General features: G+C 38.6%; 10 protein-coding genes. 7 read left to right on the top strand and 3 right to left on the bottom strand.

The genetic code is table 11. The features are described 5' to 3' along the window. Window positions 1-7: 7 nt before the first annotated feature. On the bottom strand, window positions 8-235 hold the full coding sequence (locus KO513_RS17035) for a CDGSH iron-sulfur domain-containing protein (protein WP_215439353.1): 228 nt from the start codon (window positions 233-235) through the stop codon (window positions 8-10). Between the two features lie 213 nt (window positions 236-448). Here KO513_RS17035 and mgrA point away from each other — a divergent pair, with 213 nt between their 5' ends. Continuing rightward, entirely contained in the window at window positions 449-1,459 is a 1,011-nt protein-coding gene (gene mgrA, locus KO513_RS17030; RefSeq protein WP_215914463.1) for an L-glyceraldehyde 3-phosphate reductase, read from the top strand. A gap of 101 nt (window positions 1,460-1,560) precedes the next feature. Here the strand turns inward: mgrA and KO513_RS17025 are convergent, their stop codons facing one another. Next, the gene (locus tag KO513_RS17025) at window positions 1,561-2,745 is read right to left on the bottom strand and encodes a heparan-alpha-glucosaminide N-acetyltransferase domain-containing protein (protein ID WP_215914462.1); all 1,185 of its coding nucleotides are present in this window, start codon (window positions 2,743-2,745) and stop codon (window positions 1,561-1,563) included. Between the two features lie 218 nt (window positions 2,746-2,963). Between KO513_RS17025 and KO513_RS17020 the strand changes: the two genes are divergently transcribed. The 4 genes from KO513_RS17020 to KO513_RS17005 are packed head-to-tail and all read left to right on the top strand — an operon-like array spanning window position 2,964 to window position 8,139. Further along, the gene (locus KO513_RS17020) at window positions 2,964-3,497 is read left to right on the top strand and encodes an NADPH-dependent FMN reductase (protein ID WP_215914461.1); all 534 of its coding nucleotides are present in this window, start codon (window positions 2,964-2,966) and stop codon (window positions 3,495-3,497) included. A 12-nt stretch (window positions 3,498-3,509) separates the two neighbouring features. Next, entirely contained in the window at window positions 3,510-4,805 is a 1,296-nt protein-coding gene (locus KO513_RS17015) for an anthranilate synthase component I family protein (protein ID WP_215914460.1), read from the top strand. A gap of 59 nt (window positions 4,806-4,864) precedes the next feature. Next, window positions 4,865-6,172 (top strand): tRNA lysidine(34) synthetase TilS, encoded by a 1,308-nt coding sequence (gene tilS / locus KO513_RS17010; RefSeq protein ID WP_215914459.1) that lies wholly within the window; start codon window positions 4,865-4,867, stop codon window positions 6,170-6,172. Then, complete coding sequence (locus tag KO513_RS17005) at window positions 6,172-8,139, top strand: protein-disulfide reductase DsbD family protein (protein WP_215914458.1); 1,968 nt, start codon at window positions 6,172-6,174, stop codon at window positions 8,137-8,139. The genes tilS and KO513_RS17005 overlap by 1 nt, the downstream gene beginning before the upstream one ends. 82 nt (window positions 8,140-8,221) lie before the next feature. Here KO513_RS17005 and KO513_RS17000 read toward each other — a convergent pair whose 3' ends face one another. Next, a complete protein-coding gene (locus KO513_RS17000) occupies window positions 8,222-9,379 on the bottom strand; it encodes a hypothetical protein (protein WP_215914457.1) in 1,158 nt (385 codons plus the stop codon). 265 nt (window positions 9,380-9,644) lie between these two features. On the opposite strand from KO513_RS17000, the gene KO513_RS16995 reads away from it, so the two are divergent. Together KO513_RS16995 and KO513_RS16990 are read left to right on the top strand one after the other, a co-directional pair. Continuing rightward, window positions 9,645-12,038: a penicillin acylase family protein gene (locus tag KO513_RS16995; RefSeq protein ID WP_215914456.1), complete on the top strand. Its 2,394-nt coding sequence runs from the start codon at window positions 9,645-9,647 to the stop codon at window positions 12,036-12,038. Window positions 12,039-12,080: 42 nt separating this feature from the next. Then, on the top strand, window positions 12,081-13,616 hold the full coding sequence (locus KO513_RS16990) for a YifB family Mg chelatase-like AAA ATPase (RefSeq protein WP_215914455.1): 1,536 nt from the start codon (window positions 12,081-12,083) through the stop codon (window positions 13,614-13,616). Window positions 13,617-13,647 lie beyond the last annotated feature (31 nt).

Here is a 13,647-nt window from a genome sequence, read left to right as displayed (position 1 = left end):
GATTTTTTTATTTGTGGCTTCCATCACAATAAGGTGGGTTGCTTGTAAGCTTGCAAGTGCAGATTCTGGCGTCTTTATCTTCATCAACTTGAAAAACTAAAGAGCCGGGTTTCTGGTGTTGTTTATGAGAGCCATCGCAAAAAACATTCGTTTCGGAATGGCCGCAGGTACACCAGGCATATCTCTTATCTTTTTCCAATGCCAATTTAACGGGGGTAAACTTTTTGTCGCTCATGTTTGCTATTGTTTTGTTTTTAGATGAAGAGATAAAAATAGTAGAATCCTTTCAAGGGTTTATGTTTTACCGTCTATTTTGATTCAGTCCTAATAACCTATTGCTTCGGATGTGTAAGGTCGATATTGTTTTTATGGATTCGGTTCTAAGTTGTGATATCTCCATTCGTAATTTCTATGTAGCTTTAGGGTTTAGTAATTAAAACATTTTTCAATGCATATAAATGACAAGTCAGGTATTACCGAATACACTGCAGATTCTAAGAGGTATGACACAATGAAATACAATCGCTGTGGAAAGAGTGGTGTTTTGCTGCCCGCTATTTCCCTTGGTTTGTGGCATAACTTCGGTTTTATAGATAATCAGCATAACGCTAGGGAAATTTTAAGAACAGCGTTCGATTTAGGTATTACTCATTTTGATTTGGCCAATAATTATGGACCTCCTTATGGTTCGGCAGAAGAAAATTTTGGAGTGCTTTTTAAGAAAGACTTTAAAGGGTATAGAGATGAGATGTTCATAGCTTCTAAAGCGGGATTTGATATGTGGCCCGGGCCTTACGGCAATTGGGGTTCTAGAAAGTATCTAATGGCCAGTATAGATCAGAGTTTAAAAAGAATGGGATTGGATTATGTTGATATTTTTTATCACCACAGGCCTGATCCGGATACACCCTTGGAAGAAACTATGGTTGCTCTTGCGGATATTGTTCGTCAAGGAAAGGCTCTTTACGTGGGTATTTCCAACTATCAGCCTAAAGAAACGGCAGAAGCAGCTGCGTTATTAAAGGAGTTAAAGGTTCCGTTTGTGCTGCACCAAGCTAGGTATTCAATTTTTGATAGGTGGGTAGAAGATGGGCTGCTAGATACTTTAGAGGATAATGGAGTGGGCTGCATTGCTTTTTCTCCTTTGGCACAGGGAATGCTTACCAACAAGTATGTAAATGGTGTGCCGGATGACTCTAGAGCAGCAAAAAATCTGACCTACCTGGATAGGGAACAAGTAGAAAAAAAACTGGATAAGATTAAAAATTTGGTGGATCTTGCGGATAAGCGAGGCCAAAAGCTATCTCAAATGGCCATTGCCTGGCTTTTGAACAGACCGGCTATTTCTTCTGTATTGGTGGGGGCGAGTTCTGCTGGTCAACTAAAAGAGAATGTAAAAGCGTTGGGTAATTTAACGTTTACGGAAGAAGAGATGAAGGTGATCAATGCAAATTCGTAGTGTATCGTTAAACTGAACAGCGCAATGCTTTGCTGTTCAAAAGAAAAAGAATCCGAGCTATAAACTCGGATTTTTTTCTTTTATTTTAAAGATGGCAGAAATTAATTCTTAGCCAAACCAACTCTCCTTAAGAATCTAAAAAATCTACTTTTTGAAATTTGAAATATATAGATTGAAGTAATTTCTATTTTGGTCAAAACAAATCTTAGGGCAGTGGTAATTCTTAGTTTTATCTGCTCCTTATTTTCTTCATAAACAAGAGCGGAATAAGTACAGACGACCATAAACGTTAAGGCTCCTAAAATAACGGTTACAGGAGAAAGGGAATGGTGTAAAAACCGATATAGTCCTAATCCTGTAAATGTGCCGTATAGAATAATAAAATGTATGATGTAAATTGATAGGGTGCTTTGTCCAATTTTTAAAATACTCTTGTTTCTAAGTAGGCTTCTAAATAGCATAAATACGCTAAAAACAAGCAGTACATCACCTAGTCTTATGAATAAGTAATTGTTGAAATAAATGTTTGCAAAAAGCTGTAAACCTGTATGTTTTGATGCGAGTAAAAACAAATCGGATGAGTAGGCTATTGATGTAGCCCCTGTTGCGGCAAAAAGAGGAATGGCTATGAAATATAAATATTTCAAGTTTTTAAACTTCGTAAAAACAACCGATAAAAAAGCTCCAAATGAAGCATAGCCAAACCATGGGAGAATGGTAAAAACAGAACCGTTGCTTTTCGTTAGGTAATTGGCAAAGGCATCCGGTAAAAATGAGAATTCCCAGGTCTTGTAAGTGGGTTCAAATATGAATAAAACCAAGGTTGCACTTAACAGTATAGTTGGGAAAACAAACTTCTTTCGTTTTTCAGTGAATAGATAGACACCAATGATCCCAAGTAAAGAAAGTCCTATACAATGCAGTACATCGATCAGGTAGAAGGAATCATAAATTTTTCCTTGTAGAAGACCTAGAAGGTTCGTTCGCAATAAATACCCAATAAACAAGAGTTCAAGCCCTCTTTTCACGCCCTTTTTTACCCTAGGGTTCTGAAGTCCGGTTTTATCGCCTTTAATTAAAAGATAGGTGAAGATAAACCCTGAAACCGTAAAGAATACGGGAGCGGTAATGCCTCTAAAGTACTTCCAAATAGAAAAAGCCGTATTGGACCCATCTCTATAAACAGGGTCTAGCAATCCATCTATAAAATGCCCTTGGAGCATCATTAGAATGGCCCATGCCCTCATGGCATCAATAAAAAACAATCTTGCTGTCTTATTTTCCACTGCAAATACGATCAATAGTTGGCAAAAGCATCATTAAAACTTAAAACTTTGCATTTTAGTACTTCTGTTCGTTGTACTGCTCCTTTGTTAATAGGAGTAACTGTCATATATACTTGTAATACAGTTAGTTTGGATGTTTGCGCTGCAAAATTAGATAAAATACTCGCAATTCAACTCTATTTGCTATATTTTCGCTAAAACACATCTAACTACTAATTATGGCAACGCTATTAGCATTCGCAGGAAGCAATTCCTCTAAATCAATAAATTATCAATTGGTAAAGCACACCGTCTCTCTTATTGAGGGTTATAATGTTCAATTATTGAATATGGTGAACTTTCCTTTCCCTATGTTCAGTGAGGATTATGAAAGAGAAAATGGATATTCAAACTCATTGGTAGAGCTTAAAAATGACATTGTCAAGGCAGATGGCATCATTATCTCGGTTAATGAGCATAACAGTGGTCCTTCAGCTTATTTTAAGAATTTAACAGACTGGTTGTCACGTGTTGAGCGTAAGTTTTTAGAGGATAAACCTGTGTTGTTGATGTCTACCTCAGGAGGGCAAAGAGGAGGTATGACAGCTTTGGAAACCACGGAAAAGGTTTTGCCTAGATTTGGAGCTCAAATAGCCGCTACTTTTTCTTTACCTTCTTATCAAGAAAATTTTACGGAGGGGAAAGGTATAACGAATACTGAGCTTGCTAAGGCACACCGCGCTGCTGTAGACCAGTTTTTAAGTAAATTCTAAAGTCTCTTTCATTTGCGTATTTCTACTACGTTCACGGTTTCTGAAATTAAAAAGTTTAAGGAGGACCTATTGCTTTGGGCGCAACAGTTTGAAGAAGTGGTGTGGTTGGATGGCAATGGACACAATAGCAAGTACAGCTCCTTTGATGCTTTACTGGCTGTAGATGCCTTAACGACCATTAAAACTGATAGCGAAAAGGCTTTTGAAAAATTAAGGGAGTTTCAAGATAGGGCCAAAGATTATATTTTTGGTTATCTCTCTTACGACCTTAAGAATGATGTGGAGCGTCTGTCATCTAAAAATCACGATGGACTAGGGTTTGCGGAGTTGTTCTTTTTTCAACCGAAGAAAATCATTAAGATAACCGGGAGTACCGTGGTTTTTGAATATCTGCGGATGGTTGATGATGAAATACAGTCCGATTTTGACTTGATTTCCGATGGAATTCACGAGAAGGAAAGCATCTTGGTGACGGAAAACATCAAAATAAAGCTCCGCATTTTTAAGGACGAATATTTTAAACAAGTAGGTAAAATGTTGTCCCATATTCATCGGGGTGATATTTACGAAGCAAATTTCTGTCAAGAATTCTATGCAGAAGACACGCAAATCAACCCTTATAAGACCTATCAAAAGCTAAATAAGATATCAGAAGCGCCTTTTGCATCTTTTTTAAAGGTCTATGACCAGTATTTGCTTTCGGCCTCTCCAGAGCGTTATTTACGTAAAGAAGCGGGGAAGTTAATTTCGCAACCTATTAAAGGGACTTCTAAACGAGCCAAACAGCCGGAGGAAGATGATAAGCTAGTAAATGCCCTTAAAACCGACCCTAAAGAAAGAGCTGAAAATATAATGATCGTAGACTTGGTCCGTAACGACTTGTCTAAAAGTGCCCTAAAAGGTAGTGTGGTAGTTGAAGAGCTTTGTGAGGTCTATACCTTTCAACAAGTACATCAAATGATATCCACTGTGGTGGCTCAAGTTTCATCCGGTGTTAATCCCGTTGATGTAATCAAAGAATCCTTTCCTATGGGTAGCATGACAGGAGCCCCAAAAGTATCGGCCATGAAGATTATTGAGGATTTGGAGGCTTTTAAACGAGGGTTATACAGTGGTGCTGTGGGGTATTTTACGCCCAATGGGGATTTCGATTTTAATGTAGTCATAAGAAGTATTCTTTATAATGCGTCCAAAAAATACGTTTCCTATTCCGTGGGAGGTGCCATTACGGCAAAGGCCATTCCGGAAAAAGAGTATGAGGAGTGTTTGCTGAAGGCAAAAGCTATGCGAGAAGTCCTTGAGGGCTAAGCCTGTTTAAAGATGCGCATTGTGACCTCCAAATTCTAATTCTTGCTTACCTTTATATCGTGTTAGAAGAATTCCAAAAACATATTGAAGCTAATTTTCAAAACCTTGTAAAGACCAAGTTTTTATTGGCCTGTAGCGGAGGGTTGGATAGTGTGGCTTTGGTTCATCTTTGCATTAGGTGTAAATTGGATTTTGCCATTGCTCACTGCAATTTTAATTTGAGGGGAGAGGCTAGTAACGGCGATGAAAAATTTGTTCAAGAATTAGCATCGATTAATGATATTAAATTTTTCGTAACTAATTTTAATACAATTAGTTACGTTGAAAAAAATAAAGTTTCGGTTCAAGTTGGCGCAAGAGAGCTTAGGTATCGTTGGTTTGCAGAAGTCATGCGTGAAAATGATATTAAAACCTTGGTAACTGCCCATCATGTGGATGATAGTTTGGAAACGTTTTTAATCAACCTTTCCAGGGGGACGGGTATTGACGGGCTGTCCGGAATTCCTGAAAAAACGGAGACTTTATCTAGGCCGCTACTTCGTTTTTCTAGAAGTCAGATTTTGGAATATGCAAAGTCTCAAAACTTAAATTGGAGAGAGGATGCCACTAATGCGGATACCAAATATCTTCGGAATAAAATCCGGCATGAAATTGTGCCTTTGCTGAAGGATTTAAACCCTTCTTTTTTAAAGAATTTTACAAAAACACAAGAACACCTTTCGGAGAGTGCAGCGCTTATTGACGCCCATGTTCTGGAATTGAAGTCGCGCTTGTTTCAAGAAATGGAAGGTGTAATTCGTATTCCCACTCAAGCATTATTGGATTTAAATCCTATTTCAGCACATATACATGCTCTGTTTAAGGTATATGGGTTCACGGAATGGGATGATGTGAAAAATTTAATAACTGCCATGAGCGGGAAGGAGATTTATTCTAAAACCCACCGCTTGCTTAAGGATAGGGAGTTTTTATTGTTGACGGAAGTTTCTGAGAAAGTTGATACCGAGTTTTATGCTATTTCGGAAGAGCAAACCGAAGTTTTAGAGCCCATTCATATTACAATTGAATCGGCAGATAGTTTGTCAAGCAAGGGGCTCCACACACTGTACGTAGATAAAAAAGCGTTAAAGTATCCGTTAACGATAAGGAAATGGAAAAATGGCGACTACTTTTATCCTTTAGGAATGCAGGGTAAGAAAAAGCTGTCCAAGTTTTTTAAGGATGAAAAGATTGATGTTGTTTCCAAAGAGCGCCAATGGTTGCTTTGTTCCGGTGAAGATGTAGTTTGGATAATAGGTAGGCGGGCAGATGAGCGTTTTAAGGTAAAGGAAGATACAAGTGATATTTTAAAATTTATATTAAATTAATGAAATATATAATAGTATTTATTGCATTGTTTTTTAATTCTTTAGGTCTTTTCTCCCAGGATGATGACAATCCCGTGAAATGGTCTCAAGAAGTAAAAAAAATTAGCGACACAGATTATGAGTTGATTCTGAAAGGAGACATTGCGGAAGGTTGGCATATGTACTCTCAGTTTACTTCTGAAGGAGGGTCCTTGCCAAGTGAATTCAGTTATAAAAATGCAGGTGAAAACTATGAGCTTGTTGGTAAAACTTTAGAGAGTGAAACCATTGTTGAGTACAGTGATATTTTTGAGGTAGATGAAACCTTTTTTAAGGAAACGGCCGTTTTTACTCAAAAAATAAAACTACTTAATCCGGATGTCAATCAAATTGACATCAACTTTTTCTATCAGGTTTGTAAAGAGGTCTGTATTCCGGTGGATGCAGATTTTAGTTTTGTTCTAGATGGAGGGGTGGCTGTAAAGGAGGAGAAGACTATAGATGAACACAGTAAATCTTTGAGTTCGGCATTAAAAATCGATTTAAAAAATAAGGGGCTTTTAGGGAGTACGCACGAGGTAGGTGAGGCAAGTTCCGGTCTTTGGATGATTTTTGGCTTAGGATTTTTAGGCGGATTAATTGCGTTGTTGACGCCCTGCGTTTTTCCTATGATTCCGCTTACGGTATCGTTTTTTACCAAACACTCGCAAAAAAAATCCAAAGGCATTATTAATGCCCTGTTGTATGGATTTTTTATCGTTTTAATATACTTTTTGCTCAGTTTGCCTTTCCATATTTTTGACTCGGTAGACTCCCAGATATTAAATACCATAGCTACCAATATTTGGTTGAACATTGCCTTTTTCTTGATTTTCGTGTTCTTTTCGTTCTCTTTTTTCGGGTACTATGAATTGACTTTGCCTAGTTCTTGGGCAAATAAGATGGATGCAGCTTCTTCCAAAATAGGTGGCGTAATAGGTATTTTCTTTATGGCGGTAACATTGGCCATTGTTTCATTTTCATGTACAGGACCTATTTTAGGCGGACTCTTAGGGAGCACCGTTTTGGAAGAGGGAGATGTAGCTGTGAACCTTTCAGCGGGCATGACCGGTTTTGGTGTGGCGTTGGCTCTGCCGTTTGCTCTTTTTGCATTATTCCCTGCCTGGTTGAATTCATTGCCAAAATCCGGTGGGTGGATGACTACGGTTAAAGTGGTGTTAGGTTTTCTAGAACTGGCATTAGCACTTAAATTCCTTTCCAATGCAGACCTTGTAGGCAATTGGGGTATTTTAAAACGTGAAATATTCTTGGGTATATGGGTGGTATTGATCGTATTGCTTGCGCTTTATCTTTTTGGATTATTTAGGTTTCCGCATGACGGGCCAAAGCAAAAACTTTCAGCGGGAAGAAAAGTTACTGGATTGGTAAGTGCCGCGTTTTCAATTTATATTCTTTTGGGGCTTATAGGGTTTTCTAATCTTAAGCTTTTGAGTGGTTTTCCGCCACCGGCATTTTACAGTGTTTTTGAAACCGAGAGCGACTGTCCGTTGGGCATAGATTGTTATAAGGATTTTGATGAAGGAGTAGCTCATGCAAAGAAAGTAAATAAGCCTATCCTGTTGGACTTTACCGGTTGGGCCTGTGTGAACTGTAGGAAGATGGAAGAGAATGTTTGGAGCGAACCTGATGTGTATGCTATTTTAAAAGAGGACTACGTTCTTATTTCTTTGTACGTAGATGACCGAAAGGAACTTCTTGAGGCAGAGCAATTTGATTTTAAATATGATACCGGCCGAGTAAAACATATTGAGACCGTAGGACAGAAATGGGGTACTTTTCAGACGGTTAATTTTAATGCGGCTTCTCAACCTTACTACGTTTTGATGACACCCGATATGGAAATTCTAAATACCGCAGTGCAGTATACGGATAGTGATGTGTATCGGGAATGGCTTTTAGAAGGGCTGAATAATTTCGAGGAAAAATAGAACTTATCTTGCACATATTGTATAGAAAATAAAAAGGCCGCCCTATAGAGGCGGCCATTTTTATTAAATAACTATAAAATAATTATCTGGTGACACTTCTTGGTGCTGCCGTATTCGTAATTGAGTTTAACTCTGCAAGAAAAGCGAGGTGTACAGCTTCTTGACTAAGAATCTTACCTTTTTTCTTAGCTCCGTTGGCTAAGTCATAACCAGCTTTGGCTGCGGCTAAACGTTGTGCAGGCGTACCATGATGGCCAGGATTTTCAAAACCACAATCACCTATATTAAAAAAGGCGGATAAAAAGTCTTCAACGCGTTTCCAGTTGTACGTAGCGCCTCTTTTATGGGTTAGATAGTAACCGGTTATAAAATCAGCTTCTAGTTCAGTCATTCTTGTAGATTCGGGTGTATTACTAAATGCAGGTATTGGGTACTCCCAGTTGTCAAAGTTTAAGAATTGTATTTGGTGTCCCCATTCATGGGCTAAAATGCTTGACCAAACTACTTTGGGATCTAGACCGGTGTCTTCAAGTAATGTTACTATACCGTCGCCAATTACAATTGTCTTGTCAGAGGTAGCAAAACCGTCTGATGCAAAAAATGGATTTTCAGGTATTTGGTCGCTTCCTATATTAAAAGTCTCTGCTATGTTTAAGATATAATCAATTTCTTCTGGAGCTGCATCTGAGTAATTTTCATAAATGTACCGGATAAAGTCTAAATCTTCTAGTGTAGCTGTGTGTTGACCGTTAACAGTTATTGAATTGCCCATATCCCAAAACTTTTCAAGACTTCTGGTGCGTTGTTTTACGTAGTTCGTGTACTCTCCATCTGCTCCAAAGTAATCAGTGTTCTTATTTTCGTATGCCGCTGCAATTTGGTTTATGGCAAAATAGTCTTCTAAAATAATTTCAATGGCGTCAGGATTACCATCCCAAGCAGAGATAAAACCATCTATTAATAAGTTGTTGTAATAATCCGCCACCTCATTAAATGGAGTATCTCCGCACTCACTAGGCTCAACTGCAGCAGATAAATTTAGGTCTATCTCAAATTCTCTTACAGCATTAGAGAAGTCTAAATTAAAATGACCTTTTGAAGGTGCTTCAATTGAAGCTTTTGCACTTACGGCCGAAGGTGCGGTAGTTTCATCTATTTGGATAATGTCATCTGAGCAGGAACCTAACATTAGACCTGTGGCAATTGCGAAGGATAGAAGTTTTCTTTGTTTTTTTTTCATTTTTAGTGTTTTTTATGATTTCACCCGAAAGTATTAACTTTTTTTAACAAGAAATGTTAAATAACAAACAAATTCAGTAAGAATTAAGAAGAAAAATTGTAATTATTTCTCTTTTAGATATATAGTGTTTAGAATTTTGAAATATTGCTATTTTTAGTATTGTTCATAAGTGTATAACTCTGTTTGGAAGAACATAATAGTAGTTCATCCATCAGGTTTATACTCCTTCTAAATAATTCTTATATTAGGTCAAAACTTAGCTTGAATGAGAAAACTTAAGCGCTTAGGGTGGGGCTTCCTTGCTCTTATTGGTGTGCTAGCTGTTATTATAGGAGGTTTCACCTATCATTTAAAACCTGACTATGATGGGGAAAAGTCCCTTCAAAATCTTTCCGGAGAAGTACAGGTATATTATGATACTTATGGGATTCCTCATATTTATGCTGAAAATGATACGGACGCATTTAAAGCGCTTGGGTATGTTCATGCCCAGGACAGATTGTGGCAAATGGAGCTTTTGCGACGTATAGGAAAGGGTGGTTTGTCAGAGGTGTTCGGAAAAGACTTGTTGGGTACGGATAAGTTCTTTCTGGCTTTAGGAATAGATGAGTATTCTACGGAGACTATAGCAAAACTTAATACATCCGATGTGGCGGTGCAACTATCTCAAGCGTACTTGGATGGCGTAAATGAATTTGTAAAGGAAGGACCCACTCCCGTGGAGTTTTATCTAACAGGCTTAGAAAAAACACCGTTTGAACTAAAGGATGTCTACAATACCCTTGGGTATATGGCTTTTAGTTTTGCTATGGCTCATAAAACGGACCCGTTATTGAGTAAAATAAAGGATAAATTGGGGTTTGAGTACTTAAAGGATTTGGCAGTTCATAGTGATACTACAACGTTATGGATAAAAAACTACCCCAATACTAAAAACGATTCCATACGTAAATCTATTTCAGATGTGATGTCTTCTCTAGAAAAACTATCAATTCCATTGTTTGAAGGTAGTAATGGTTGGGCCATTGCACCGGGAAAGACCAAAAGTGGGAAGGTAATCTTTGCGAACGACCCACATATTGGATATTCGCAACCATCAGTTTGGTACGAGGCTCATGTAAGTACGCCAAATTATGAGAAATACGGGTATCATCTTGCCGGAGTTCCTTATCCCATCTTGGGTCATAACCGAAAGCTGGCATATGGCATGACCATGTTCGAGAATGACGATGTGGATTTCTATTACGAGAAAACACATCCAACGGATCCAAGAAAATATAAAGAGGGTAGTGGGTGGAAGGATTATGAGGTTATCTCAAAAAACATTAAAGTGAAGGATTCTGAGAATGTTCAATTTTCTTATAAAAAAACGAATAGGGGTCCGGTATTAAATGGTATTGCTGATCAAATTACCGGTGATAGACCCATTTCTATGTGGTGGATTTTTACTAAAGTTGAAAATAAGTTACTTACTTCACTTTATAATATGTCGTACGCCAAGGGGTTGGATGATTTTAAGCAAGCTTTGGAGGATTTACATGCCCCTGGACTAGGTATTGTTTATGGTGATGCCGATGATAATGTAGCATGGTGGGCTGCAGCTAAGCTTTATGAGATTCCGGACAGCGTGAATACCAAATTTGTATATGAGGAAGGAAAAGGTCTGCCTGTAGAAAAGAAATATTTGGATTTTAGTAAAAATCCGCATGCGATAAATCCACCTTGGCACTATGTGTACTCCTCTAATAATCAACCGGATTCTATTGCTGGTATATTGTACCCTGGTTATTATTTGCCTGAAAATAGAGGGCGAAGAATTGAGGAACTGTTGGAGGGTAAAGACGATTGGGACAAGGAAGCTGTGGGCGATATGATAACCGATAACACCTCGTCTGTAAATATAGAAATAGTATCCCAATTGCTCAAAAAGGTAAATGTTGAGGGTCTTAACGATAGTCATTTGCAAATTCTGGATCACCTTAAAGCTTGGAAAGGCAATTACCCTGTGGAAAGTACAGCTGCAACTGTATACCATAGATGGATGTATTTTATTTTAAAAAATACATTTAAGGACGAATTAGGGGAAACACTTTTTGAGGAGATTTTAAATACACACGTTATAAAACGAACCATAGCGCCCATAATAGGTAAAGAGGGTTCTATTTGGTGGGATAATACAAATACATCCAGTACCACTGAAAGTCAAAGTTATATTGTTACCATTTCTTTTAAGGAAGCAATGCAAGCTCTTGGTAATCAATTGGGAAAAGATACAACTACATGGGTTTGGGGTAGCGTGCATACCCTTGAGCACGGGCATCCTATAGGTCAGGTTGAAGCGCTAAAATCTTTTTTTAATGTAGGTCCGTTTGCTATAAACGGAACTCGGGAGGTTATCAACAATACCTATTTCCCGTATACGGAAGATGGTATTAATAAGGTAAGTTCTGGGCCATCAACAAGAAGGATCGTAGATTTTTCGGATGTTGAGAATAGTATGAGTATCCTGCCTACGGGACAATCGGGAAATCCTTTTAGTGAACATTATAAAGATCAGGCGGAAATGTATGCAAAGGGAGAGTTTCGTAAAATGATGCTCAATAAAGAGGAGATACTTTCCATATCAAAGTCTCAACTTACATTAACGCCAAAGAATTAAATTGAATAAAAGCCAACTATAGAATTTAAATAGATAAAGAATATGCTCACCAAAGTTTTTGGAAGTGCCGTTTTTGGCGTAGATGCAACAACTATCACGGTAGAAGTCAATGTAGATAAAGGCGTTGGGTACCACTTGGTAGGGTTGCCAGATAATGCAATAAAAGAAAGCAACTACCGTATTGCGGCAGCACTGTTGAACAATGGCTATAAAATTCCCGGCAAGAAAATAACGTTAAATTTGGCTCCGGCAGACCTTAGAAAGGAGGGTTCTGCGTATGACTTGACTTTGGCTATAGGAATTCTAACCGCTTCGGGACAGATTAAGTCGGATAATGTAGAAAAGTACATTATCATGGGCGAACTTTCTCTAGACGGGAGTCTCCACCCTATAAAGGGAGCATTGCCCATCGCTATTAAGGCACAAGAAGAGGGTTTTGAAGGTTTTATTCTACCCAAGGAAAATGCCAAGGAGGCCGCTATTGTTTCTGATTTAAAAGTTTTTGGAGTTGATAACATATCTGAAGTGATCGAATATTTTGACAAAGGAACGCCGTTAGAGCAGACCATCATTAATACTCGTGAAGAATTCTATAAAACCCTTGATTTTCCGGAGTTTGATTTTGCCGATGTAAAAGGTCAGGAAAGCATCAAGCGGTCCATGGAAATTGCGGCGGCAGGTGGGCATAATATTATTTTGGTCGGTCCTCCAGGCGCGGGAAAAACGATGCTTGCGAAGCGATTACCTTCTATTTTGCCACCTATGACCTTGCATGAGGCACTTGAAACTACCAAGATTCATAGCGTTGTAGGTAAAATAAAAAATATGGGGTTGATGAGCCAGCGTCCGTTCAGAAACCCACATCACACAATAAGTAGTGCTGCATTAGTTGGAGGGGGAAGTTACCCACAACCGGGAGAAATTTCATTATCGCACAACGGAGTACTGTTTTTAGATGAGTTGCCAGAGTTTGAACGTAGGGTGTTAGAGGTAATGCGCCAGCCCATGGAAGACCGTGAGGTTACTATTGCCAGAGCACGTTTTACGGTTACCTATCCAAGCAGTTTTATGCTGGTGGCAAGTATGAACCCTAGTCCGGGCGGATACTTTAATGACCCGGATGCACCCGTAACTTCGTCTCCCGCTGAAATGCAGCGCTATTTAAGTAAGATATCCGGGCCTTTATTGGATCGTATAGATATTCATATTGAAGTTACACCGGTTCCTTTTGATAAATTGTCAGAAGATAGAAAAGGGGAAAGCAGTGTGGAAATCCGGAAACGGGTAACTGCTGCAAGAGAAGTGCAGACCAAACGCTTTGCCGAATTACCTAATGTGCATTACAATGCCCAAATGAACACCAAACAGATTCGGGAATTTTGTAGATTGGATGAAGCTTCTAAGGAATTGCTCAAGAATGCTATGGAGCGCTTGAATCTTTCGGCAAGGGCCTATGACCGTATTTTGAAGGTTGGGCGTACTATTGCTGATTTAGAAGGTGTAGACGCCGTAAATGGCACTCATATAGCGGAAGCTATTCAATATCGTAGCCTGGATAGAGAGGGTTGGTTAGGATAATTAGGTTAGGCTGCGTACAAATAAAAAAAGC

Origin of the sequence: Zobellia sp. B3R18, assembly GCF_018860715.1 — a bacterium.
Lineage (GTDB): Bacteria > Bacteroidota > Bacteroidia > Flavobacteriales > Flavobacteriaceae > Zobellia > Zobellia russellii.
The sequence above is the reverse complement of the archived record's forward strand: the minus strand, read 5'-3'. Positions and strand labels throughout refer to the sequence as shown.

Bases quoted from the DNA above. Each gene is read 5' to 3' on its own strand.
- KO513_RS17035 (WP_215439353.1), bottom strand. From the start codon at position 235: ATGAGCGACAAAAAGTTTACCCCCGTTAAATTGGCATTGGAAAAAGAT.
- mgrA (WP_215914463.1), top strand. From the start codon at position 449: ATGCATATAAATGACAAGTCAGGTATTACCGAATACACTGCAGATTCT.
- KO513_RS17020 (WP_215914461.1), top strand. From the start codon at position 2,964: ATGGCAACGCTATTAGCATTCGCAGGAAGCAATTCCTCTAAATCAATA.
- KO513_RS17005 (WP_215914458.1), top strand. From the start codon at position 6,172: ATGAAATATATAATAGTATTTATTGCATTGTTTTTTAATTCTTTAGGT.
- KO513_RS17000 (WP_215914457.1), bottom strand. From the start codon at position 9,379: ATGAAAAAAAAACAAAGAAAACTTCTATCCTTCGCAATTGCCACAGGT.
- KO513_RS16995 (WP_215914456.1), top strand. From the start codon at position 9,645: ATGAGAAAACTTAAGCGCTTAGGGTGGGGCTTCCTTGCTCTTATTGGT.
- KO513_RS16990 (WP_215914455.1), top strand. From the start codon at position 12,081: ATGCTCACCAAAGTTTTTGGAAGTGCCGTTTTTGGCGTAGATGCAACA.